Source organism: Lysobacter olei (genome assembly GCF_054777355.1).
The window spans coordinates 295,202-316,813 of the sequence record NZ_BAAHAT010000002.1 but is presented as its reverse complement, the minus strand read 5'-3'; the positions used below and the strand labels follow the sequence as shown (position 1 = coordinate 316,813).

24 protein-coding genes are annotated in these 21,612 nt (G+C 69.9%); 10 read left to right on the top strand and 14 right to left on the bottom strand.

The features are described 5' to 3' along the window. The first annotated feature begins 2 nt into the window (after positions 1–2). From ACYVBS_RS04120 to ACYVBS_RS04105, 4 genes are all read left to right on the top strand, one after another. Positions 3–755, top strand: a complete 753-nt coding sequence (locus ACYVBS_RS04120) for a MotA/TolQ/ExbB proton channel family protein (protein ID WP_460821968.1) — start codon at positions 3–5, stop codon at positions 753–755. 51 nt (positions 756–806) lie between these two features. Further along, positions 807–1,229: an ExbD/TolR family protein gene (locus ACYVBS_RS04115; RefSeq protein ID WP_460821967.1), complete on the top strand. Its 423-nt coding sequence runs from the start codon at positions 807–809 to the stop codon at positions 1,227–1,229. Positions 1,230–1,241: 12 nt separating this feature from the next. Beyond that, positions 1,242–1,658 (top strand): ExbD/TolR family protein, encoded by a 417-nt coding sequence (locus ACYVBS_RS04110; RefSeq protein ID WP_460821966.1) that lies wholly within the window; start codon positions 1,242–1,244, stop codon positions 1,656–1,658. A gap of 128 nt (positions 1,659–1,786) precedes the next feature. Then, positions 1,787–2,191: an ExbD/TolR family protein gene (locus ACYVBS_RS04105; protein ID WP_460821964.1), complete on the top strand. Its 405-nt coding sequence runs from the start codon at positions 1,787–1,789 to the stop codon at positions 2,189–2,191. A gap of 94 nt (positions 2,192–2,285) precedes the next feature. Here the strand turns inward: ACYVBS_RS04105 and ACYVBS_RS04100 are convergent, their stop codons facing one another. The 3 genes from ACYVBS_RS04100 to cls form a co-directional block, all read right to left on the bottom strand. After that, positions 2,286–3,074, bottom strand: coding sequence for a pyridoxine 5'-phosphate synthase (locus ACYVBS_RS04100; RefSeq protein ID WP_460821963.1), 789 nt, complete (start codon positions 3,072–3,074; stop codon positions 2,286–2,288). A gap of 32 nt (positions 3,075–3,106) precedes the next feature. Then, the gene (locus tag ACYVBS_RS04095; protein ID WP_460822178.1) at positions 3,107–3,361 is read right to left on the bottom strand and encodes a hypothetical protein; all 255 of its coding nucleotides are present in this window, start codon (positions 3,359–3,361) and stop codon (positions 3,107–3,109) included. Between the two features lie 120 nt (positions 3,362–3,481). Continuing rightward, entirely contained in the window at positions 3,482–4,918 is a 1,437-nt protein-coding gene (gene cls / locus ACYVBS_RS04090; RefSeq protein WP_460821961.1) for a cardiolipin synthase, read from the bottom strand. A 68-nt stretch (positions 4,919–4,986) separates the two neighbouring features. On the opposite strand from cls, the gene ACYVBS_RS04085 reads away from it, so the two are divergent. Next, entirely contained in the window at positions 4,987–6,075 is a 1,089-nt protein-coding gene (locus ACYVBS_RS04085) for a PA0069 family radical SAM protein (RefSeq protein ID WP_460821960.1), read from the top strand. 152 nt (positions 6,076–6,227) lie between these two features. On the opposite strand, the gene ACYVBS_RS04080 is transcribed toward ACYVBS_RS04085, so the two are convergent. Further along, positions 6,228–8,021 (bottom strand): SLC13 family permease, encoded by a 1,794-nt coding sequence (locus tag ACYVBS_RS04080; protein ID WP_460821958.1) that lies wholly within the window; start codon positions 8,019–8,021, stop codon positions 6,228–6,230. 93 nt (positions 8,022–8,114) lie between these two features. On the opposite strand from ACYVBS_RS04080, the gene ACYVBS_RS04075 reads away from it, so the two are divergent. Together ACYVBS_RS04075 and ACYVBS_RS04070 are read left to right on the top strand one after the other, a co-directional pair. Beyond that, the gene (locus ACYVBS_RS04075; RefSeq protein WP_460821957.1) at positions 8,115–8,888 is read left to right on the top strand and encodes a sensor histidine kinase; all 774 of its coding nucleotides are present in this window, start codon (positions 8,115–8,117) and stop codon (positions 8,886–8,888) included. Between the two features lie 37 nt (positions 8,889–8,925). Next, positions 8,926–9,366 (top strand): response regulator, encoded by a 441-nt coding sequence (locus tag ACYVBS_RS04070; RefSeq protein WP_460821956.1) that lies wholly within the window; start codon positions 8,926–8,928, stop codon positions 9,364–9,366. A 3-nt stretch (positions 9,367–9,369) separates the two neighbouring features. On the opposite strand, the gene ACYVBS_RS04065 is transcribed toward ACYVBS_RS04070, so the two are convergent. The 5 genes from ACYVBS_RS04065 to ACYVBS_RS04045 all read right to left on the bottom strand — a co-directional run bounded on the left by ACYVBS_RS04065 (position 9,370) and on the right by ACYVBS_RS04045 (position 13,799). After that, a complete protein-coding gene (locus tag ACYVBS_RS04065; RefSeq protein WP_460822177.1) occupies positions 9,370–10,080 on the bottom strand; it encodes a 2OG-Fe(II) oxygenase in 711 nt (236 codons plus the stop codon). A 145-nt stretch (positions 10,081–10,225) separates the two neighbouring features. Continuing rightward, positions 10,226–11,251: a class 1 fructose-bisphosphatase gene (locus ACYVBS_RS04060; RefSeq protein ID WP_460821955.1), complete on the bottom strand. Its 1,026-nt coding sequence runs from the start codon at positions 11,249–11,251 to the stop codon at positions 10,226–10,228. A gap of 301 nt (positions 11,252–11,552) precedes the next feature. Beyond that, the gene (locus ACYVBS_RS04055) at positions 11,553–11,915 is read right to left on the bottom strand and encodes a hypothetical protein (protein WP_460821954.1); all 363 of its coding nucleotides are present in this window, start codon (positions 11,913–11,915) and stop codon (positions 11,553–11,555) included. 148 nt (positions 11,916–12,063) lie between these two features. Beyond that, entirely contained in the window at positions 12,064–12,696 is a 633-nt protein-coding gene (locus ACYVBS_RS04050) for a response regulator transcription factor (protein WP_460821953.1), read from the bottom strand. Then, positions 12,693–13,799: a sensor histidine kinase gene (locus tag ACYVBS_RS04045; protein WP_460821952.1), complete on the bottom strand. Its 1,107-nt coding sequence runs from the start codon at positions 13,797–13,799 to the stop codon at positions 12,693–12,695. The genes ACYVBS_RS04050 and ACYVBS_RS04045 overlap by 4 nt, the downstream gene beginning before the upstream one ends. 144 nt (positions 13,800–13,943) lie before the next feature. Here ACYVBS_RS04045 and ACYVBS_RS04040 point away from each other — a divergent pair, with 144 nt between their 5' ends. Beyond that, positions 13,944–14,696, top strand: coding sequence for a DUF2306 domain-containing protein (locus ACYVBS_RS04040; protein ID WP_460821950.1), 753 nt, complete (start codon positions 13,944–13,946; stop codon positions 14,694–14,696). 72 nt (positions 14,697–14,768) lie between these two features. On the opposite strand, the gene phhA is transcribed toward ACYVBS_RS04040, so the two are convergent. After that, entirely contained in the window at positions 14,769–15,662 is an 894-nt protein-coding gene (phhA, locus tag ACYVBS_RS04035) for a phenylalanine 4-monooxygenase (protein WP_460821949.1), read from the bottom strand. A gap of 223 nt (positions 15,663–15,885) precedes the next feature. On the opposite strand from phhA, the gene ACYVBS_RS04030 reads away from it, so the two are divergent. After that, on the top strand, positions 15,886–16,359 hold the full coding sequence (locus tag ACYVBS_RS04030) for an Lrp/AsnC family transcriptional regulator (protein WP_460821947.1): 474 nt from the start codon (positions 15,886–15,888) through the stop codon (positions 16,357–16,359). Between the two features lie 140 nt (positions 16,360–16,499). On the opposite strand, the gene ACYVBS_RS04025 is transcribed toward ACYVBS_RS04030, so the two are convergent. Next, entirely contained in the window at positions 16,500–17,522 is a 1,023-nt protein-coding gene (locus ACYVBS_RS04025) for a patatin-like phospholipase family protein (RefSeq protein ID WP_460822176.1), read from the bottom strand. Between the two features lie 181 nt (positions 17,523–17,703). On the opposite strand from ACYVBS_RS04025, the gene ACYVBS_RS04020 reads away from it, so the two are divergent. Then, positions 17,704–17,934, top strand: coding sequence for a hypothetical protein (locus ACYVBS_RS04020; protein ID WP_460821946.1), 231 nt, complete (start codon positions 17,704–17,706; stop codon positions 17,932–17,934). Between the two features lie 15 nt (positions 17,935–17,949). Here ACYVBS_RS04020 and ACYVBS_RS04015 read toward each other — a convergent pair whose 3' ends face one another. The 3 genes from ACYVBS_RS04015 to ACYVBS_RS04005 are packed head-to-tail and all read right to left on the bottom strand — an operon-like array spanning position 17,950 to position 21,546. Further along, positions 17,950–18,978, bottom strand: coding sequence for a TIGR00266 family protein (locus ACYVBS_RS04015; RefSeq protein ID WP_460821944.1), 1,029 nt, complete (start codon positions 18,976–18,978; stop codon positions 17,950–17,952). Continuing rightward, positions 18,975–20,780, bottom strand: a complete 1,806-nt coding sequence (locus tag ACYVBS_RS04010) for a M20/M25/M40 family metallo-hydrolase (RefSeq protein WP_460821943.1) — start codon at positions 20,778–20,780, stop codon at positions 18,975–18,977. Before ACYVBS_RS04010 ends, ACYVBS_RS04015 begins: the two co-directional genes overlap by 4 nt. After that, the gene (locus ACYVBS_RS04005; RefSeq protein WP_460821942.1) at positions 20,764–21,546 is read right to left on the bottom strand and encodes a rhomboid family intramembrane serine protease; all 783 of its coding nucleotides are present in this window, start codon (positions 21,544–21,546) and stop codon (positions 20,764–20,766) included. The genes ACYVBS_RS04010 and ACYVBS_RS04005 overlap by 17 nt, the downstream gene beginning before the upstream one ends. Positions 21,547–21,612 lie beyond the last annotated feature (66 nt).

Sequence of the window (21,612 nt, the reverse complement as noted above, 5' to 3'; positions counted from 1 at the left end):
TCATGCTGCAGGAAACCACCACCGCTGCTGCTGCCGGGGGCAACAACGCCGAAGCCCTCCAGCAGATGAGCTTCGCCCATCTGCTCCAGAACTTCGATACGGTCGGCTGGATCGTCTTCATCACGCTCGCGCTGATGTCGGTGATGTCGGTCTACTGGATCGTGATCAACTTCATCAAGAACATGCGCGTGCGCTCCACCGCGGACCGCGTGATCAGCACGTTCTGGGAAACCCCGAACGCGCAGGACGCCATCCGTTACATGGAAGAGCAGCCGAAGGCCGAGCCGTTCTCGAAGATCGCCCTCGACGCCGCCCAGGCCGCTGCCCACCACCAGCGCCATGAAGGTTCGCGCCTGGTCGAGTCGCTGAACCGTTCGGAGTTCGTGGACCGCGCCCTGCGCCAGGCCGTGACCCGCGAGAGCGGTCGCCTGGAAGACGGCCTGACCGTGCTGGCCACCACCGGTTCGACCGCGCCGTTCGTCGGCCTGCTCGGCACCGTGTGGGGCATCTACCACGCCCTGATCAAGATCGGTGCGACCGGCCAGGCCTCGATCGACGCCGTTGCCGGCCCGGTCGGTGAAGCGCTGATCATGACCGCGATCGGCCTGTTCGTCGCGATCCCGGCGGTGCTGGCGTACAACTTCTTCACCCGCCTGAACCGCGTGACGAACAACAAGTTCGACACCTTCGCGCACGACCTGCACGATTTCTTTGCCACGGGTGCACGCGTGGGCGAGATCGGCGGCAAGCGCTGATACCCGCAACAAGCGCCTTCTCTCCTTTAGCGCAGTAGTTGGAGTTTCGACATGGCTTTCAGTACAGGCAACGGCGGCGGCGGCCCGATGGCCGAAATCAACGTTACGCCCCTCGTGGACGTGATGCTGGTGCTGCTGATCATCTTCATGATCACCGCGCCCCTGATGTCGCATAAGATCAAGGTCGAGCTTCCCGAAGTCCAAATCGGGGCGAAGAAGGACGAGAAGGCGCCGGAAGTACCGCCGATCACTTTGGCGGTCAGGGAGAACGGCTCGCTGTTCTGGAACGACGAGCCGATCACCAAGGAACAGCTCGAGAGCCGTCTCTCGGTCGAGGCCCAGAAGACCCCGCAGCCGCAGATCAACGTTCGCGGCGACAAGACCACCAAGTACCGGATCGTCCAGGATGTCGTGAAGATTGCGCAGGCCCAAGGCATGCGCAAGGTCGGCTTCGTTGCGATCAAAGAACGCTAAGGAGACCTGACCATGGCTTTCGCATCCAACTCCGGTGGCGGTCCAATGTCGGACATGAACGTCACGCCCCTCGTGGACGTGATGCTCGTGCTGCTGATCATCTTCATGGTGACCGCCCCGATCGCGTCGTACCCGATCGAAGTGAACCTGCCGCAGAAGTCGCTGAACCCGCCGCCGCAGCTCAAGGAACCGCCGCCGCCGATCCGGCTGCGGATCGACGCCAGCGGCCAGGTGTACTGGAACGACCAGACGCAACCGGTTTCGGCCCTGCCGAACCTGATGCGTCAGGAAGTGGAGCGTGACCCGACCAACCAGCCGCTGCTCGAAATCGAGACCAGCAGCGACGCCGATTACGGCGTGTTGGCCAAGGTGCTCGCCCACGCCAAGAACGCCGAGATGGAAAAGATCGGCTTCGTGCAGAACGATTGACAGCAAGACACTTACCGTCGTGAAAACGCCGCCTTCGGGCGGCGTTTTTTTTGGGCGGGCTTGCGGGCCGCCTGACCCCGGGCGTACCGTCAAGGCGGACGCTCCGTCCGGCAGCAAGGAGGTGCACCATGGCCGTCTCCCTGTTCTCCACCGGTCGCGCCCCGCCCGAAATGGCCGAGATGAACATCACGCCGCTGGTCGATGTGATGTTGGTGCTGTTGGTGATCTTCATGATCGCGAGTCCGGTACTCACCCAAACCCTGGACACGCGTCTGCCGCAGACCGGACCGGTGCCACCGCGCTCGCCGCCTGAGCGCCTGCGGCTGGAGGTTACGGCCAGCGGGGAATACGTGTTGCGGGGCCAGATCCTGGGCGCGGCCGCGCTGCCCGCCGCATTGGCGAAGGAAGCCTCGCGCCAGCCGCAACCGCTGCTGGAAATTGCCGCCAATGCAGATGCGGACTACCAGGCGATGGCGTCGGCCTTGGCCGAGGCCAGCCGCCAGCAACTCGCGAACGTGACCCTCGCGGAGTGACGTAAGCCCGCGGCCCGGGTGGATCGCGTCGGCATCGGCCGCACCGTGTCCATCCGGTTCGCCGCGGTCGGTCCCACGGCGCAAACACGATGCCCTACGCCTCGGGCGCGGTGCCTTGCAGGATGGCCAGGTAGCCGCGCACCGTGGCGTCCAACCCGGCGTACAGGGCTTCGCCGATCAGCGCGTGGCCGATCGACACCTCCAGGACCCCCGGCACCGCACGCAGGAACGCGCCGAGATTGGCCTGGCTCAGGTCGTGGCCGGCATTCACCCCCAGCCCGACGGCCTGTGCGCGTCGGGCGATGCCGGCAAAGCGCTGCAGCATCGCGTCGGCCTGGCCGGCGGCATGGGCCTCAGCATAGGGGCCGGTGTACAGCTCGATGCGATCGGCGCCGGTTTCGGTGGCGCGCTCGATGGCGCCCGCCGCAGTATCCAGCCCCGGATCCCCATGCGCGTCAGCGAACAGGCTGACCCGGCAGCCGTAGCCCTTGAGCGCCGCCACCAGCGGCTTCAGGGCGTCCACGTCGCGGCTGAAGTCGAAGCCATGGTCGGAGGTGAGCTGGGCGTCGCTGTCGGGCACCAACGTGGCCTGCGCCGGCCGCACCTGCTCGCACAAGGCGAGGAAACCCGGGTAGCCGGGGCGCGGCGGAGCGAAGGGGTTGCCCTCGAGGTTGAACTCGACGCCGTATTCGCGGGTGAGCTCGGCCAGTGCGACCACGTCGTCGGCCCGGACATGGCGGGCGTCGGGACGCGGGTGCACGGTGATGCCGTGCGCGCCGGCATCCAGGCAGGCGCGGGCCGCGCGGACGACGTTGGGCTCGTCGCCCCCGCGCGAATTGCGCAGCACGGCGATCTTGTTGACGTTGACGCTGAGGACGGTCATCCGCGCAGTGTACGCCTGCGCGCCGGGGCTGTTCAGCGCGGTGCTTCGCCGGTGGCGGCGGCCTTGCGTGCTTCGGCCTGCTCGCGCATGCGGCGCAGCTCTTCGGGGTCGATCATCGCGTGCTCGGAGCGGCTGCGGCTGTCGATGCGCTGCGCGAGCAACGCCATCACCCAGGCCAGGATCAACCCGAGGGCGGCCAGCAGGCACAGCGCCATCAGGCCAACCGAGGCGGTCTTGAAGGCGACGGCCAATGCGCCGATCGCGAGCAGCAGGTAAACCCAGGCAATCATCGTCCGACTTCCTTCAACATGTCGCCGGAGTGTACCCGCCGCCCCGTGGCTTGGCAGCCCGACTGCGGTCACGGAATGGCCGTTGGTCGCCACCGGCCTGGCGCCGTGGTCCAACGCTCACAGCAACGGCGACACCAGCCGCGCCATGGCCTCTGGCAGGCGCACCGTCCACAGCCCGCGCGGCCGATCGCGCCGCACGGCGGCGGCGCGCGCGCACTCGCCGCGGATTAGCGTCGCCAACCCGTCGACCAGCCCGGCGTCGCGGAACAGCACCGACAGTTCGAAGTTGAGGCGGAAGCTGCGGTGGTCGAAATTGGCGCTGCCGATGATGGCCAGGTCGTCATCGCACAGCAGTGCCTTGGTGTGCAGCATGCGCGGGCCGTACTCATAGATGCGCACGCCCGCGTCGAGCAGTTCGTCGAAGTAGGAGCGCGCGGCGTAGGTCACCAGCCGGCTGTCGCTGAGCCGCGGCACCAGCAGGCGCACGTCGAGCCCGCCCAGTGCGGCGGACGAGAGCGCCATCCGGGCCGCTTCGCCGGGCACGAAGTAGGGCGTCACCAGCCAGACCCGCTGGCGCGCCTCATGGATGGCGCTGACGTGCAGGCGATGGATCGGCTCCCACGCCGAATCCGGGCCCGACACCAGCACCTGGGAAATGGTGTTGCCGCGCGTGGACGGCGGGTGCTCGGGCATGCGCGGCGCACGGCCGGTGGCATACGCCCAGTCCTCGGCGAACACCAGCTGCAGGTGGTGCACTACGTTGCCTTCCAGGCGCAGGTGCAGGTCGCGGTAGGCGTCGTCGCGGCGACGCTCGTCCTCTTCGTCGGTGATGTTGATGCCGCCGGTGAAAGCGATGCGGTCATCGATGACGATGATCTTGCGGTGCGTGCGCAGGTTGAGCCACGGCCTGCGCCAGAACCAGCGCAGGCGCATGGGGTGGAACCAGGCGACTTCGCCGCCGGCCTCGACCAGTGGTTGCAGGAAGCGCGCCTTGGTCTTGCCCGAACCGACCGCGTCCAGCAGCAGGCGCACGCGGACGCCGGCCCGGGCGCGCTCGATCAGCGCATCGCGCAACGCGGTGCCGATGTGGTCAGGCAGGTAGATGTAGTACTCGAGGTGGATGTGCTCGCGCGCCTGCGCAATGGCGCCCAGCACCGCGTCGAACTTGGCCGCGCCGTCGATCAGCAACTCGGCCGCGGTCGCGGTGGTGGGAGGCAGGCCGGTAGTGGACTGGGCGATGCGGGCCAGTTCGATCGCATCGCGGCTGGGGTGCAGGTCCGGCGGCAGCGGGGGCAGGGCCGCACGGGCCCGCACGCGCCGCAGGCGCTGGCGCTGGATGCGCTGCGGGCCCAGGAAGTAATAGATGACGAAGCCGACGTAGGGCAGCGCGGCCAGGCTGATGAGCCAGCTCAGGGTGGCGGCCGGTTCGCGCTTCTGCAGGATGATCCACCCGCCTAGGCCCACCAGGTAGCACGCCCAGCCGACCCACAGGTACACCCCGAGGTTGGGCAGGCCCAGGATCGTCGACCACAGCTCGAGCAGGGGTTGCGGCATCGGTGGCTCGGTTGGGGACAGGCACGGTCGTCGCAGTCGCTGCGACCCCATCGGCGTAGGCTAGCGGCATGGACGATGCGCGCAAACCCCAGGCACCAATAAAGGGCCGTGGCGCCGCCTCGCATGTCGTGGGCCGTTACCAGAAGGCGGTGACCACCGGCACCGACGACGGCTGGGGCTCGGTGTACGCCGACCAAGCCGAAGCCACTCCCTTGCGCACGCAGGTGCACGAGGAGCAGGCGCGCACCGTGATCAGCCGCAACGACTCGCCGGACGTGGGCTTCAGCCAGTCGGTGAACCCCTACCGCGGGTGCGAGCACGGCTGCGTGTACTGCTTCGCGCGGCCGTCGCATGCCTACCTCGACCTGTCGCCGGGCCTGGACTTCGAGACCCGGCTGTTCGCCAAGACCAATGCGGCGGAGCGGCTGCAGGCCGAACTGGCCAAGCCGGGCTACCGCTGCGTGCCGATCGCGCTGGGCATCAACACCGACGCGTACCAACCCATTGAGCGGCGATATCGCATTACCCGCGGCCTGCTGGAGCTGCTGGCCGAGTGCCGCCACCCGGTGAGCTTCGTCACCAAAGGCGGTCTGATCGAACGCGACCTGGACCTGCTGGCCGCGATGGCCCGGCAGCGGTTGGTCACCGTGTACGTGTCGGTGACCTCGCTCGACAACCGCCTGTCGGCGCGCATGGAACCTCGCGCGGCCGCGCCGCACACGCGCCTGCGGATCATTCGCGCGCTGCACGATGCCGGCGTACCGGTCGGCGTGCTGGTGGCGCCGGTGGTGCCGGCGATCAGTGACCACGAGCTCGAACACATCCTGGAGGCCACGCGCGAGGCCGGGGCGAAGGCGGCGGGCTACGTGATGCTGCGCCTGCCGCACGAGTTGAAGCAGGTGTGGCGGGAATGGCTGGACCTGCATTACCCGGACCGCGCCGCGCACGTGATGAGCCTGGTCCAGCAGATGCGCGGCGGCAAGGACTACGACAGTGCGTTCGGCACGCGCATGCGCGGGCAAGGGCCGGTGGCGGACCTGATCGCCAAACGCTTCGAAGTCGCGCATCGGCGCTTGGGCTTCACCCGGCTCCCGGCGTTGGACACCACCAGCTTCGTGCCGCCGCGACCCGTCTCACCACAGGGCGAGCTGTTCTGAAGAAGCAACAGCAATGAATCGCCGAAGCGGTTGGTGAGCGGGGTGGCGCGGAAAAGCGGGCCATGGATGGCCCGCGGCGCGACTCGGCGCAGGACTGCGCCGACGGAGCGCTGTAGCGCCGCCCCGCTCACCAACCGCCCAAAACGCAGCCGTCAGAACGGCAACAACGCCCCACCCAACCACAACCACTGCGCCATCCACGCACTGACCAGCGCGATCAGTACCGTCAGCGGCATGCCGATGCGCAGGAAGTCGTGGAAGCGATACTGCCCCGGCCCCAGGATCAGCAGGTTGCCGTGGTGACCGATCGGGGTCAGGAACGCCACCACCGCGCCGAGCGCCGTGCACACCACGAACGGCGTGACCGGCAGCCCCAGCGACTCGGCCAGCGACACCGCGATCGGCCCCAGCAGCACCGTGGTCGCCGCGTCCGACAGGATCTGGGTGAGCAGGGCGGCCACCGTGAATACCACCAGCAGCACGGCCAAGGCCGGCCAGCCGGCGACCACGTGCAGCAGCCCATCGGCCAGCAACTGCGCCGTGCCGGTCTGCTCCATGGCGATGCCCAGCGGGATCACGCCGGCGATCATCACGAAGATGCGCACGTCAATCTCGCGGTAGGCCTGTTCGACGTCCACGCAGCGGGTGGCGACCATCGCCACCGCGCCCAGCAGGAACGCCAGCGGTGCCGGCAGCAGTTCGGTGGCCGCCGCGAATACCGTTGCGGCGAGCACCGCCAGCGCCAGCGGCGCGCGCACCCGGCGCTTGGCCTCGCCCGCGAACGGCACCAGCATCAGGAAGCCGTGGTGCGCGGCCAGCTCGGTGAAGCGCGAGGGCCGGCCCCACAGCACCAGCAGGTCGCCCTCGCGCAGGCGCGCGTCCGCCAGCCGCGAATCGAGCTCGCCGCTGCGCCGCCACAGGCCGGCGATCACGGTGTGGAAGCGGCGGGCGAAGTTCAGCTCGCGGATGGTGCGCCCGATGAACTCCGAGCCCGGGGCGACCACGGCCTGCACCAGCTGGCGCTGGCCCTCGCCGGTGGCCCGGTTGCCGAAGCGGGCGAGGGCGTTGAGGTCCAGGCCCGGGTCGTCGTGCAGTGAGGCCAACGCATCGGCGGAGGCCTCCACCAGCAGGACGTCGCCGCTGATCAGCGGGCTGCTTGCGGTGAGGTCATCGCGCGGCAGGCCGTCGCGCAGCCAGCCGACCAGGCGGAACTTGTCGCCCAGCGCCTTCTCCAGCTCGGCCAGCGGCCGCGTGCTCCAGCGCGAGCCCTCCACGACCAGCAGCTCGGTGCGGTAGCGGTCCAGGCGCAGGTAGCCGTCGTCGCCGGCCTCGCCGGCGCGCTTGGGCAGCAGCCAGCGTGCCAGCAGCATGTAGACCAGCCCCACCACCACCAGCGCCAAGCCTATCGGGGTGATGGAGAAGATGCCGAGCCCTTCGGCGCCCGAGCGCTCGATCAGGTGGTCGGCCAGCAGGAACGCAGGCGCGCTGACCAGGGTCAGGGTGGTGCCCAGCGAGGCCGCGAAGGACATCGGCATCAGCAACCGCGACGGCGACAGGCCCTTGGCCCGCGCCAGACGGGTCAGGATCGGCAGCATCATCGCCGTGACCATCACGTGGTGGGTGAACGACGACAGCGCCGCCACCACCGGCATGGTGACCGCGATGGCGCGGGACTCGCTGGCGCCGGCCGCGCGCTCCACCCACTGGCCGATCTTCTCGGTCAGGCCGGTGGCGGCCAGCCCACCGGAGATCACGAACACCGCCGCCACGATGATCGCTGGCTCGCTGGCGAAGCCCGACAGGGCGGCTTTTCCGTCCAGCACGCCCGTCACCACCAGGGCGAGCAGGGTGAGCATGGCGGTGACGTCCACGCGCAGCCGCTCGCTGACGAACAGGTAGAGCGAGCCGGCGAGGATCAGGAGGAAAAGGATCTGGTCGAAGTCCATCCATTCATTGTGCGTGATGCGGGGGGCAGGGGGCGTCCACCCTCCGCTCACATCGAGTCCGGGTACACTCGACCCACACCACGTCCTGTGCCCATGTCCAGTTTCGCCAGCCCATCCGGACTTCCCGACGAGGAGCCCCGGCCCTCCCAAGGGAGCGCGCCTGTCGCCCCTGTTTCCGCCGCCGTGGGCGAGCGGGCCTTCGCCGACGCCCTCGCCCACGACCTGCGCGCGCCATTGCGGGCGATCGACAACTTTGCCGGCTTGCTGGAGCGCCGTGCGGGTGAGGCGCTGGATGAGACGTCCCGCGATTACCTGACGCGGATTCGCGCCGCCGCGGGTCGCATGGGCACGCTGCTGGCGGCGCTGTCGGATTTGTCGGCGGCGCAGCGCGCCGAGCCACAAAGCGCGCCCGTAGACGTCAGCCTGCTGGCGGAATGGGCCTTGGCGGAGTTGGCCGATGCCCATCCGCAGCGCCAGGTGGCCGTGGCGGTGCAGCCGGGCCTGGTGGTCCGGGGTGACGAACGCTGGCTGCGCCAACTGCTGCAGCGCCTGCTGCACAACGCGTGGGCATTCACCGCCGAGGTTCCCGAGGCGCGCATCGAAGTGACGGGCAGCGTCGGTCCAGCAGGCCAGCGGCTGGTGGTGCGTGACAACGGGGTCGGCTTCGACATGCGCTATGCGCACAAACTGTTCCAGCCGTTCCAGCGCCTGCACGCGCCGGATCAGGGGGCGGGCCACGGCCTTGGCCTGGCCATCGCCCAAACGATTGCCGCCCGTCATGGTGGGCACATCCGTGGCGAACACGCCCCCGACACGGGCACCGTGTTTACGTTTGAATGGCCGGTGCCGCCGGCCGGCGATACATGAGCCCCGCGCCGGGCGCGTGGGCTTAGGGGGCAGACGCATGATGCATAAGGAAATCCTGCTGGTCGAAGACAACCCCGACGACGTCGAGCTGACCCGCATTGCGTTCCGCGAGGCGAAGATCGCCAATTCGCTGACGGTGGTCACCGACGGCGCCGAGGCGTTGGATTACCTGTTCGCCCGTGGCGCGCACGCCGGCCGCAACCCCGCCGAGCTGCCCTCGATCGTGCTGCTGGACCTCAACCTGCCCAAGGTCAACGGCCGCGAGGTGCTGCAGGCGATCCGCGACAACGAGGCCACCAAGACCCTGCCGGTGGTGGTGCTGACCACCAGCGCCGAGCCGTTCGACGTGGAGACCAGCTACGCGCTGGGGGTGAACAGCTACATCCAGAAGCCGGTGGACTTCGAGCAGTTCGTCTGGGCGGTGAAGCAGGTGGGGCTGTACTGGCTGGTGCTCAACCACCCGCGCACGGGCGGCTGAGGGTCACTGCCCGCCGAACAACTGCTCGGCGCGCTGGAACAGGATCCAGCTGGTGGCGATGTACTTGTCGCCCCCCAAGGGGCGGTTGCCGCGGTGGGTGTGCGTGAACCCCGCGGGCGCGATCAGCAGCGAGCCGGTGCGCGGCGCGATCTTGCGCTGCTGGTAGAGGAACTCGGTTTCGCCTTCCTCGAACTCGTCGTTGAGGTACAGCGTCCACAGCAGGTGGCGGTGCAGAGTGTCGGCGCGCGGGTCGCGCGGGTACAGCTCGCAGTGCCAGTACGGGTAGCCGCCGCGGCCGCCGGTGTAGCGCTGCAGGTTGATCGAGCCGGGACGCAGCACGGTCTGCACAATCGGGGTCAGGGTGGCGTCGTCCATCGCCACCAGCCGCTCGGCGGTGAGACGGTGGCGTTTGCCGGCCTCGCCGGGCACTTCCAGCATCAGCGGCGCGATCAGGGTGTACGGGTAACGGCGCAGGAAGGACAGCAGCGCCTTGAACACCGCCTGGTTGAGCTGGCCTTCGACGTCGCGCCAAGCCGGCTTGCCGGACAGGGTCAGGTCGAGGCTGTCCTTCAACTCCGGCAACACGCCGCCGCCGACGCGGCCGGGGCCGGTCTCGCCGCTGGCATTGAAGCGCGCCAGCAACGCCGCGCACTGCTCGCGGCTGAGGACGTCGGGGAAGACTTCGATGAAGTCGGCGGTGGAGGACGGCGTCATGGCAATCGAGCGGCGGCGGGGCAGGGTCAGCGCCGAGGGTCGCACGTCGGGGCGCAGGCGTGAACCCGCTGCACCCACGCATGGGATCGGATGAAGCGCCGCGGGTGCACGAGGCGCACACCCATCATCCGTCTACCGGCCGGCCTCAGGAGGCCGCGTCGTGCTCGGCGTGGTAGCGCACCGCGGCCTCGACCTCGGCCTTGGAACCGAGGAACACCGGCACGCGCTGGTGCAGGCCGGTGGGCTGCACCTCCATCATGCGCTGGCGGCCGGTGCTGGCCGCGCCGCCGGCCTGCTCGACCAGGAAGCTCATCGGGTTGGTTTCGTACATCAGCCGCAGCTTGCCGCCCTTGGGCGCGCACTTGCTGTCCAGCGGATAGCTGAAGATGCCGCCCCGGGTCATGATGCGGTGCACGTCGGCCACCATCGAGGCGATCCAGCGCATGTTGAAGTCCTTGCCGCGCGGGCCTTCCTTGCCCGTCAGCATGTCACCGACGTAGCGCTGCATCGGCGGTTCCCAGAAGCGCTGGTTGGAGACGTTGACCGCAAACTCCTTGGTTTCTTCCGGGATGCGCATGCCGCGGGTGGTGAGCACGAAGCTGCCGACCTCGCGGTCGAGGGTGAAAGCGTGGGTGCCGTGGCCGACGGTCAGCACCAGCGTGGTCTGCGGGCCGTACACGCAGTAGCCGGCGGCGACCTGCGCGGTGCCCGGCTGCAGGAAGTGCTCGTCGTCCGGCGTGGTCACGCCCTCGGGGCAACGCAGCACCGAGAAGATGGTGCCGACCGAGACGTTGACGTCGATGTTGGACGAGCCGTCCAGCGGATCGAACAGCAGCAGGAAGTTGCCGCGCGGGTAGACGTCGGGGATGGGCATGCTGTGGTCCATCTCCTCGGAGGCGAGGCCGGCGAGGTGGCCGCCCCAGGCGTTGGCCTCGAGCAGCACGTCGTTGGCGATCACGTCGAGTTTCTTCTGCGCCTCGCCCTGGATGTTGCCGGTGCCGGCATCTCCCAGCACGCCGCCCAGTGCGCCCTTGCCCACGGCGATCGAGATGGTCTTGCAGGCGCGGGCGACGACTTCGATCAGCAGGCGCAGGTCGGCGCTGACGTGGCCGGCGCGCTCTTCCTCGATCAGGAAGCGGGTGAGGGAGATGGGGCTGCTGGGCTGGGTCATGGCGGGCACGGGTGGACGCGAGGCCGCCATTTTCGCCCATGTGGGCGGGGATTGCTTGGTCGCACGGTCTCGGGGCGCCGGCGGCATTGCTGCAGCGCTCCGTCCGCGCAGTCCTGCGCGGAGTCGCGCCGCCGGCCATCCCTGGCCGGCTTTTCCGCAATGCCGCCGGCGCCCCGAGACCTGATGACACGGTGCGGGTGGTACATGAGGCGCGTTTGCGCCCGGGGCACTGCTCCAGCGTTTGTTGCGCTATTACCGCTCAGGCGCGGGGCGTCGTGCGTCGTGCGTTAGGCGTCAGGCTTCAGGCCGCGAGGCGGCGGCGGGAGCGGTTGCGGCGGTGGACGACGCGGGTCAGCTGGTCGCGGGCCATGGCCAGCATCAGCAACGGCGCCTCGGGTTCGGCCGAGTCGGCGACGCGCTTGGCGGCTTCGATCGTCGCTTCCGCCGCATCGCTGTCGGCGGCGGGCAGCACGGCGCGCAGGCCGCGCAGGTGCGCGTCGAGCTGGCGCTCCAGCTCCGGTTCCAGACCGCGGCCGGCGCGGCGCACGACTTCGGTCAGCGTGGCGTCGGTGCGGGCGAGGGCGTCGTGCAGGCGGTCGGCGGAATCGGACATGGCATCGGAGCGGGCCGTGGCGGCCAGCGGTCGGTGGGGGGAGCGCGCCATCGTGCCTCTCCGGCTGTGAGCGACGGGTGCAGAGCGTGGCCTTCGCAGATGACAGGACGGCGAAGGCGCGATGACGCGTCAGCGCGCGTGCAGGTTTGTCGAGGGAGCGTGGCGGTGCTTGTCGCAGGCGCGATGCGCGCCGGGCGGCTCAGATCACCCGCAGCGTGATCGCCTTGAGCACCGCGCGCGTGCGGTCGCGGGTGTCGAGCTTGTCGAGGATGGTGGAGACGTAGTTCTTGACCGTGCCCTCGGCCAGGAACAGGGCGCGCGCGATCTCCTTGTTCGAGTAGCCGCCCGCGAGCAGGCGCAGGATGGCGATTTCGCGTTCGCTGAAGCGCTCCTGCGGCGCGTCGGCGGCGTGGTACTGGTAGCGCGCGCGCACCGGGTCGGTACTGACCGGTTGCAACAGGGTGTCGCCGCCGGCGATGCGCACGATGGCGTCGCGCAGGTCTTCGGGGGCGGCGTCCTTGAGCAGGAAGCCCTGCGCGCCGGCCTCGGTGGCGCGCAACAAAAGTTCGCTGTCGTCGAAGGTGGTGAGCAGCAGCACTGGCGTGGTGTCGCCGCGTGCGCGCAACTGCAGTAATGCCTCGATGCCGTCGGTCCCGGGCATGCGGATGTCGCTGAGCACCACGTCCACCGGCACCCGAGCCAGGCCGTCGAGCAGCGACGCGCCGTCCTCGGCCTCGAACGCGATGGTGATGCCCTGTCGCTCCAACAGGGCACGCAGGCCGGCACGCACCAGCCCCTGGTCGTCGGCGAGGGCGATGCGCACGGTATTCACGCCGGGATGCTCGCGTCGATGCGCAGCGCGCCGCGCGGCGAAGTGGAGAGGAGCAAGGTGCCGCCAACCGCGGCCAGGCGCTCGCGCATTCCGGCCAAACCGTTGCCCTCGTGCAGCGGCGCCTGCACGCGACCGTCATCTTCCGCAGTCACCTCGATGCGCGTGCCCTGGCGGCGAACCGCCACGTGCAGCGTCTGCGCGCCGCCGTGACGGGCACTGTTGGTCAGTGCTTCCTGCACCAGCCGCAGCACCGTATCGGCGACGGCGGGGTCGCCGATGCGCACGTCGTCGGCAATCGCCAGGCGCAGGGCGGGGCGGGGCAGCGGCGCGGCCAGTGCACGCAACGCGGTGCCTAGGTCCAGGCCGCGGCTGTCGCGCAGTTGCTGCACGACGTTGCGCAGATCGCCCATCAGCTCACTGGCCATCTGCTGGGCGACGGCAAGCTCGCGACGGTCGGCCAGGCCCGGATCGGCGGCGAGGGCGCGCAGGTTGAGGGTGAGGGCGGTGAGTTTGTGGCCGGCCACGTCGTGCAGTTCCCTCGCCACGCGCAAGCGCTCGCTGTCGCGCGCGCTGTCGGCCAGCAGCGCGCGGGTGGCCAGCAGGTCGGCGTTGACGCGGGCCAGGTTGTCGCGCGCACGCTCGGCGCTGGAGGCGTAGTGCGACGTCATCGCGGCGAAGGCCTGGAAGCCCATGTACAGCGTCACCATCACCGCCGGCGCTTCGTGGCCGCCATGGCGGATCAATCCGTAGGCGATGCCATTGGCGAGCAGCGCCGTAAGCAGCGTGGTGCGCGCAGGCAGCACGTAGGCCGCCACCCCCACCCAGACCACCAGCAGGATCTGCGGCGTGCCCAGGCGCGGAGCCAGGGCCAGCAACGCCAACGCCAGCGGCAGCTGCAACCAGAGCAACGCGCGAGCCAGTCGCGGGCGGGCATGCTCCAGCACGTCGCGCAGCACGAACGTCATGCCGAACGCCGCCAACAGGGCCATCGCCAGCCCCTGCCGCTGCGGCGGCAGCCAGTGCAGGGTCAGACCCAGCGCAACCAGCGTGGACATTCCAGCCAGGTTCAACGGCTGCAGGAAGTGGCGCAAGGCAGGGGACATGGACCCATGCTGCGGCGACGCGCGCGCCACGGCAATGGCTGGCGCGCAGAAAGTGACTTCCGGCAGGTCGATGCGGTGACTTCGGGAACTGTGGTCCGTGGCGCGGGAAACGCAGCCTGTGCATTCCCGAACCGGAGCCGTGTCATGTCCCCATCCGACGCCCTGCTTGCCGCCTATCCGTCCATCGCCGTGCTCCATGCCGTGATCGGCACCGTCGCACTGGCGACCTTCTGGACCGCCGCCTTTACCCGCAAGGGCAGCGTCCTGCACCGCCGCATCGGCCAGGCCTACCTGATGGCGATGGCCGGCATCGTGCTGACCGGCGCGTTGCTGGCGCTGGGGAAATGGCTGCAGGACCAGCCCGTGGCCGCGGCGTTTCTCGGCTACCTGCTGCTCATCACTGCCGCGGCGGTGTGGGGTGCCTGGCGTGCCGTGCGTGACCGCCATGACGTGGCGCACTACACCGGGCCGGTATTCGTCGCGCTGGGCGCACTGTCGCTGGTGGCCGGCGCGGGCATCTTCTGGTTGGGGCTGCGCGTGGGCTCGCCGCTGCTCATGGGTTTCTCCACCGTCGGGCTGGCCGCAGGTGGGGGGATGCTGAAGAAGCGCCTGCAGCGTGCACAACTGGCGCAGCGTCCGCTGTGGTGGCGGACCGAGCACTACACCGCGATGCTCGGCAATGCCGTGGCCACGCACATCGCCTTCCTGATCATCGGTCTGCCGAAACTGCTGCCCGCGGTCAGTGCGAGCGGGCTGTACTACGCCGCCTGGTTCGGCCCGTTGGTGGTAGCCTTGGGGGCCAAGGTCTGGCTGGACCGTCGCTACCGCCTGTCGCCGCGCATCGTGCGTGGCGCGCACCAAGCACCGGCCCACGTTGCTCATGCCTCCGGACGATAAGTCCCTGCACAAAGGTTCTCAGCGGATCGCCGTCTTGACGCAGCCCACACCGGGCGTCCGCGCGCATCGGCCTTACACGTCGCCGTCGCTCAGCCAGCCCTCGCCGGTGCCGCGGTTGAACACCACGTCGGTGTCGAGCACGCTGCCGGCGGGGATCGAGTCCTGCTGCGCCAGCTTGGCGTAGATCGGGGTGAAGTCCGGGCGCGTGGCGTCCATCAACTGCTCGTAGCTGTCGATGACGAAGTAGGTCTTCTGGTAGGTGTCGATGCGGTAGCGGGTGCGCATGATCCGCTCCAGGTCGAAGCCGATGCGGTTGGGCGCGGCGCTTTCCAGGCAGTGGATCGACTCGCCCTTCGACGACACGATGCCGCTGCCATAGATGCGCAGGCCATCGTCCTGTTTGATCAGGCCGAACTCCACGGTGTACCAGTACAGGCGCGTGAGGTTGACCAGCGCCTCCGGGCCGATCGCGTGCGCCTTGACCCCGCCGCGGCCGTAGGCGGCCATGTAGTCGGCGAACACTGGGTTCATCAGCAGTGGCACGTGGCCGAACAGGTCGTGGAACAGGTCCGGCTCGCTGAGGTAGTCCAGCTGCTCGGGCTTGCGAATCCACCACGTCACGGGGAAGCGGCGGTTGGCGAGGTGCTCGAAAAAGGTGAGCTCGGGCAGCAAACCTTCCACGCCGATGAGTTCCCAGCCGGTGGCCTTGCGCAGCACCTGGTTGAGCTCGTCGAACTTGGGGATGCGGTCCGGGGTCATGCCCATCGCGCGCTGCTGGCGCAGGAACTCGTCGCTGGCGCGGCCGACCAGGATGTCCTGCTGGCGCGCGAACAGGGTCTTCCACACGTCGTGGTCGGCCTGCGAATAGCTCGACCAGGGCTGCTCCACGATCGCGGTGGTGTACACCGGCACGTAGCCCTTGTCGGTGAGCTGGTGTTCGACGCGGGTGGGCGTGGCTGGGGTCATGGCAGGCTCGGGCAGGCAGGGTGGAGGGCGGGCAGGCGCGGTCCAGCTCACGCCGGGCTGCGGTCGGTGGAGGCGCCGGCCGGTAGGTGCATCAGGCTAGCGCGGCAGGCACGCAATCGGGTTGCGAGTTGTGGCGCCAAGTGCGCGCTCTGTCGTTCAAAGTTGCGCCATGGACAGTTATGGCGCACCATCATTGCGTCATTGATACTGAACGCGCACCAATATGCCGGCCACCGACCTCGACCGCACCGACCTGCTGCTGCTGGCGGAACTGCAGCGCAACGGCCGCCTCAGCAATGCCGAGTTGGCCGAGCGTGTGCACCTCTCGCCGTCGGCGACGCTGCGCCGCGTGCAGCGGCTGGAGCGCGAGGGGGTGATCGGGGGCTACCGTGCCGAGGTCAGCCCGGAGCAGCTCGGGCTGGGCCTGCAGGCCTTTGTCCGCGTGCAGCTTGGCCGCCACGACCGCGCCGCGGTGGGCGACTTCGCCGCTTTCGTCGACCAGTGGGACGAGGTGGTGGCATGCCACGCGCTCACCGGCGACATGGATTACCTGCTGCAGGTGGTGGTGCAGGACCTTGACCACTTCTCGCGGTTCCTGCTCGACCGGCTGCTCAACCAGGCCGGTGTGGCCGACGTGAATTCCAGCTTCGTGCTGCGCACGGTGAAGGCATTCCGCGGGTTGCCGCTGCCCAGGTGAGGCCGGTCACCGGCACACGTGAAAACGGCCGCACTGGGCGGCCGCGTGCCTGGAATCCGTTCGTCACCGCCGCATCCGTCTACCGCGGCGAGTGACGTCGACGCTGAGCGTGGCGGAGCGGGGGCTGCGCCTCGCTGACGTTACTGGGCGAGCGCCGCGCAATCCTCGCGCCGCAGCAGCTTATCCACCGTGCCCTGCCGCGCTTCGCACGCGGCCTGTGCCTTGGCCGCATTCTGCGTCGCCTGCACCCGGGCCTTCTGTTGCGCGGCGGCCACGCGCGCCTGCTGCAGCTGGGCAATCTTCGCCTTGATCTGCGGCATCGCCGCCAGCGCGGCGCGCTCGCCTTCCAGTATGGCGGTGTTCTTCTGCTCGAAGTCCGCCGCCCCGATCGCCAACACCTTGGGCCGCAGCACGATGTCGGCGCGCGCCAACTCCAGCGCGCCCAGCTTCTGCCCCATGATGGTGATCGACTGGTTGATGTTGCCCAGCAGGCTGCCCGGCGCCTTGCCATCGGCCTTGCTGGAGATGTCGACCGCGATGATGAAGTCCGCGCCCAGTTCGCGCGCCGCGTCCACGGGGACCGGGCTGACGACGCCGCCATCGACGTAGGTGCTGCCGCCGATCTTCACCGCCTCAAACACGCCCGGGATGGAGCTCGAAGCGCGCACCGCCTGCCCGGTGTTGCCGCGGACGAACACGGTGCGCTTGCCGTCTTCCAGCCGGGTGGCGACGACGGCCAGCGGCCGCTTCATCGCCTCCAGCTTGCGCTGGGCGACCAGTTCGTTGACGTAGTCCTGCAGCTTCTGGCCCTTGATCACGCCGCCCGAGAACAGGCTGACATCGCGGATGCGGTCCTCGTCCAGGGCGAATGCGACCTTCTGCATCTGGAACGCGTCCATGCCGCTGGCATACAGCGCGCCGACCACGCTACCGGCGCTGGTGCCGGATACCACCACGGGACGGATGCCGTTGGCCTCCAGCATCTTGATCACGCCGATGTGGGCGAAGCCCTTGGCCGCGCCGCCGCCCAAGGCGATGCCGACCTTCACCGGCGCCACGCGCACCGGCGCCACCGGGGTGGCGGTGGGTGGGGTTGGCTTGACGTTATCGCTGCCGCAGGCCCCCAGGAGCAGGGCGAGGGCGAGGAGCATCAGCGGGCGCATGGGGGCAAAGGGGCGGATCGGCATTGCAGCGCGGACGGGTGGGCAGGAACCCGGCAGCATACCCGCGGGCCCCCGCGGGCCGTACCGATGCGCGGCTCGCCGCGGTCCGCGCTCACCCGCCGTTCATCTCGACTGCACACACCATTGGGGGATCGGGCATCGGCCCGCGTTTTCCTCCTTGATGCGCCCCGTCACCTACTACGTCATCCAGATCGGCGACCAGTGGTCGGTCACCTGCTCCTATCGCGACGACCCCACGACCTTCCATCCCGACCGGGCGTCCGCCCTGCGCCATGCCGAGGCACGCGCGCGCCGCCGGTGGGAGGATCAGCACGCCGCCGCCGAAGTTCGCATCACCGAAGACGACGGGGTGTGGCACCCCGCCGCCGTGTTCGGCAGTCTGCTCGGCTAGCGCCGCGCGCCGCGGTCAGAAGCTGTTGTCGCCGTCGAGGATGCGGCCCAACCCGCCCAGCATCGAGCCTTCGCCGCGGTTCTGGCCGCCGCCCTGCGGCGCGGCCGCGAGCATGCGACCGGCCATGCGCGAGAACGGCAGCGACTGCAGCCACACCTTGCCCGGGCCCGTCAGGGTGGCCAGGAACACGCCTTCGCCACCGAACAGCATGCTCTTGATGCCGCCCACCGGGCGCACGTCCATGCTGACCGAATCGTGGAACGCGACCACGCAGCCGGTGTCCACGTCCAGGCGCTCGCCGGCCTTGAGCTCGCGCTCGACCAGCGTGCCGCCGGCGTGCACGAACACCCAGCCATCGCCCTCGAGCTTTTGCATGATGAAGCCCTCGCCGCCGAACAGGCCGGTGAGGATCTTGCGCTGCAGGTGGATGCCGACCGACACGCCGCGCGCACCGGCGAGGAAGCTGTCCTTCTGGCAGATCAGGCGGCCGCCGTGCTCGTCCAACTTCATCGCCACCACCGTGCCCGGGTAGGGCGCGGCGAACGCCACGTGCGCCTTGCCGGTGCCGGTGTGGGTGAACATCGTGGTGAACAGGCTCTCGCCGGTCAGCACGCGCTTGCCGGCGGAGAACAGCTTGTCCATGAAACCGCCGCCCTGGCCGCTGTGCGAGCCGTCGCCGAACACGGTGTCCATCTGCACGCTGGCGTCCTTGTACATCAGCGCGCCGGCTTCGGCGATCGCGCTCTCACCCGGGTCCAGCTCGACCTCGACGAAGGGCATGTCGTTGCCGACGATGCGGTAGTCGATGTCATCGCTGCGGCGACTGGAACCGCTGCTGCGTGCGGCCGGCGGCGGCAGGTGTTCGGGCAGTTCAGCGGCGGTGTCGCGCAGCTCGGCCACGTCGCGCACCGGCTTCCATTCGCTGAAACCCTCGCGCCAGCAGAACGCCGACGGGTTGCGCTGCGCGTGCTCGCGCGCGGCCGCCTCGTCCAGCGGGCCGATGCGGCTGCTGTCGCTGCCGGTGTGGAAATACCAACGGGTCATGGGAACGTCCTGTCTGGGGGTGAGGAGGGGGCACGGTAGCCGGCCGCGGACGCGGGCGCCTGTGCCTTACGTGGGGGTGTGCGGGGTCGGTCGGTGGCCCCGGGGCCGAACCGCTCGCCAAAAAAATCGCCCGGGAGCCATCGTGGCCGCTGGGGCTCGGCCGCGATGCGCTGCGCGAGGCGGGCGTTGAGACGCGCCAGGCGGGCCGCGTCCGCGTACTGGATGGACCGCGTCACGTCGTCGCCGGGTTGGTGGTAGTGCTCGCGCATGAACGCGGCAGCCGCTTCCTGGGGGTTATCGCCCCAGCCGCGGCCGTCGACGCCTCCCGTGAGGTACACCGCCGGAATGCCGGCGCGGATGAACGGGTACTGGTCGCTGCGCACGAACAGGCTCTGCTCGGGTGCCGGGTCGGGCGAAAGGCCTACACCGACGTCGCCCGCCGCCGCCTCCACCGCCGCCTGCAGCGTGGAATGACCGCTGCCGACCGGCACCACGTCATCGCTCGGTTCGAGCAGCAGCGGCATGTCGAGGTTGAGGTTGGCGACCAGGGCCTCACGCGGCACCGGCGGATGGCGCACGAACCACTCCGCGCCCAGCAGCCCGGCTTCCTCGGCGGTGGTGGCCACGAACAGCATCGAGCGGTCGGGCGGTGCCGGGGCGCGCGCCAGTTGCCGGGCGCTTTCCAGCATCACCGCCACGCCCAGGGCGTTATCGAGCGCGCCGTTGTAGACCGCGTCGCCGCGGACCGGGGCGCCAACGCCGACGTGGTCGAGGTGGGCCGTGAACACGACGTGTTCGGCGGCCCTCGGCCCGCGGCTGGGCAGGCGGGCGACCACGTTGTGCGACACCGTCGGCGTGATCCGGGTGCGCGTGGCTAGGGTCATCCTCCCCGGCAGCGCGAACCCGCGCAGCGTGCCGGCATCGGCGGCGTCCAGCAGCGCGGCATACTCGCGGCCGCTGCCGGCGAACAGGCGCGGGGCCGCATCGGTGCTGACGGTCGCCACCGCCTGCAGTTCGGGAAAGCTGTCGATCGCGCCGCCCGCGCCCCCGCAGGCCGGCGAATCGCAGCGCAATCGCAGCAGGGGCTGCGTCCAGTCCGCGGCCACGCGCGACCACGGCCGCTGCTCCTCGTCGCCGCGCGTGCTGACCAGCACCGCGCCGATCGCGCCGTGAGCCACGAGCAGCCCCAGCTTGCGACGCAGCGAACCGTGGAAGGCGCGCGCCTCGGGGGCCAACCGTGCCGGCGCGCCGTTGAGTACCACCGCGATCCGGCCGCGCAGTTCCAACCCCGCGAAGTCGTCGTGACCGGACGCCCGCGCTTGCACGCCCTGCCCCACGAACACCGCCGGCGCGGTCACCGCACTCGTCGCCCGGTTGAAATCGGGGGATGGCAGGTACTCGTCGGCGAAGGCGAACGCCGCGTCCTGTCCGCCGCGATGCACGACCAGCGCACTGCCTTCGCGCACACGAACGGCTGCCAGCAGCGGCACGCGCTGGAGGAATCCGCCCGCGTCGCCGGCGGGTACGAGCCCGAGCTGACCAAAGCGCGCGGCCACGTAGGCCGCCGCGCGTGCATGGCCCGGCGTGCCTGCGCGCCGGCCCTGCATGCGGTCGTCGGCCAGCTGGCGCACGTCGGCTTCGATCCAGGCCGACCCGGCCGCCCGAGCGTGGGGAAGGGCGTCGCGCTGGCAGGCCGCGGCCAGCAGCGTCGCCACGATCGCCAGGGCGACGTTGGCGCGCGGTCTTGGGCATTGCGGCGCGGGCAAATGGGGCGCGGGCACGTCGCTAGCGCGGTCGGCCACGGGGCGGTAACTCCAGGACCACGCCGCCATCGCGCCGGGGGGCGGCACGCTGCCAGAGGATCGGTACGTCGGTCGGCGACGGGGGCTCCAGCGTGTCGCGTTCGGCGGCCTCGGTCGCGAGCAAGTCCTCCTCGTCCTCCCAGCTGTACCGCTTGCGCGGCGGCAGTGGGTCGCGTCGGCGCCAGACCCACGCGGCCACCACGCCGGCCACCGCCCCGCCAAGGTGCGACTGCCAGGACACGCCCGCCTCACGCGGCAGCACGGTCAGCAGCATGCCGCCGTACAGCATGAACGCGATCATCGCCGCGGCGATGGACGGCCGGTCCCGGCGCAGCACGCCCAGCGTGAACACCAGGAACATCAGCCCGTGGGTGAGTCCGCTGGCGCCCAGGTGATGGGTGCCCGTCGTGCCGAGCGCCCATGCGCCCAGTCCCGACCCCAGCCACAGCATCGGCAGCGCGCGCAGCGTGGCCCGCGGATAGACCGCGCCCGCCAGCGCTCCAAGCAGCAGCAGGGAGATCGCATTGGCGGCCAGATGCTCCAGCGAGCCGTGCAACAGCGGCGCGGTGGCCAGTCCCAGCAAGCCCGCCGCCGACCCCGGGGTCACCGTCCACGGCGTCGGGTCGAAGCTGCCCTGCGCGGCGAACACCGCGCTCAGCAGCAGGACGAAGGCCAAGCTGGCGTTGAGCGCGCGCAGCAGCCGCGCGCGGTCGGCGCGGCGCTGGTCGGGACTGTCTAGCGGGTGCTCGGGTGTGGGCAGGTGCATTCCCATCACGTGGCGGCGGCGGCGCGGTTTGCAAGGCACCGCCCGGCCCGGGCCCGGTGCCTGTCG

Excerpts from the sequence above, each read along its gene's own strand:
- ACYVBS_RS04120 (WP_460821968.1), top strand. The coding sequence starts at position 3 with ATGCTGCAGGAAACCACCACCGCTGCTGCTGCCGGGGGCAACAACGCC.
- ACYVBS_RS04115 (WP_460821967.1), top strand. The coding sequence starts at position 807 with ATGGCTTTCAGTACAGGCAACGGCGGCGGCGGCCCGATGGCCGAAATC.
- ACYVBS_RS04110 (WP_460821966.1), top strand. The coding sequence starts at position 1,242 with ATGGCTTTCGCATCCAACTCCGGTGGCGGTCCAATGTCGGACATGAAC.
- ACYVBS_RS04105 (WP_460821964.1), top strand. The coding sequence starts at position 1,787 with ATGGCCGTCTCCCTGTTCTCCACCGGTCGCGCCCCGCCCGAAATGGCC.
- ACYVBS_RS04100 (WP_460821963.1), bottom strand. The coding sequence starts at position 3,074 with ATGACCGTCCTCAGCGTCAACGTCAACAAGATCGCCGTGCTGCGCAAT.
- cls (WP_460821961.1), bottom strand. The coding sequence starts at position 4,918 with ATGCCGCAACCCCTGCTCGAGCTGTGGTCGACGATCCTGGGCCTGCCC.
- ACYVBS_RS04085 (WP_460821960.1), top strand. The coding sequence starts at position 4,987 with ATGGACGATGCGCGCAAACCCCAGGCACCAATAAAGGGCCGTGGCGCC.
- ACYVBS_RS04080 (WP_460821958.1), bottom strand. The coding sequence starts at position 8,021 with ATGGACTTCGACCAGATCCTTTTCCTCCTGATCCTCGCCGGCTCGCTC.
- ACYVBS_RS04075 (WP_460821957.1), top strand. The coding sequence starts at position 8,115 with ATGTCCAGTTTCGCCAGCCCATCCGGACTTCCCGACGAGGAGCCCCGG.
- ACYVBS_RS04070 (WP_460821956.1), top strand. The coding sequence starts at position 8,926 with ATGATGCATAAGGAAATCCTGCTGGTCGAAGACAACCCCGACGACGTC.
- ACYVBS_RS04065 (WP_460822177.1), bottom strand. The coding sequence starts at position 10,080 with ATGACGCCGTCCTCCACCGCCGACTTCATCGAAGTCTTCCCCGACGTC.
- ACYVBS_RS04060 (WP_460821955.1), bottom strand. The coding sequence starts at position 11,251 with ATGACCCAGCCCAGCAGCCCCATCTCCCTCACCCGCTTCCTGATCGAG.
- ACYVBS_RS04055 (WP_460821954.1), bottom strand. The coding sequence starts at position 11,915 with ATGGCGCGCTCCCCCCACCGACCGCTGGCCGCCACGGCCCGCTCCGAT.
- ACYVBS_RS04045 (WP_460821952.1), bottom strand. The coding sequence starts at position 13,799 with ATGTCCCCTGCCTTGCGCCACTTCCTGCAGCCGTTGAACCTGGCTGGA.
- ACYVBS_RS04040 (WP_460821950.1), top strand. The coding sequence starts at position 13,944 with ATGTCCCCATCCGACGCCCTGCTTGCCGCCTATCCGTCCATCGCCGTG.
- phhA (WP_460821949.1), bottom strand. The coding sequence starts at position 15,662 with ATGACCCCAGCCACGCCCACCCGCGTCGAACACCAGCTCACCGACAAG.
- ACYVBS_RS04030 (WP_460821947.1), top strand. The coding sequence starts at position 15,886 with ATGCCGGCCACCGACCTCGACCGCACCGACCTGCTGCTGCTGGCGGAA.
- ACYVBS_RS04025 (WP_460822176.1), bottom strand. The coding sequence starts at position 17,522 with ATGCGCCCGCTGATGCTCCTCGCCCTCGCCCTGCTCCTGGGGGCCTGC.
- ACYVBS_RS04020 (WP_460821946.1), top strand. The coding sequence starts at position 17,704 with ATGCGCCCCGTCACCTACTACGTCATCCAGATCGGCGACCAGTGGTCG.
- ACYVBS_RS04015 (WP_460821944.1), bottom strand. The coding sequence starts at position 18,978 with ATGACCCGTTGGTATTTCCACACCGGCAGCGACAGCAGCCGCATCGGC.
- ACYVBS_RS04005 (WP_460821942.1), bottom strand. The coding sequence starts at position 21,546 with ATGCACCTGCCCACACCCGAGCACCCGCTAGACAGTCCCGACCAGCGC.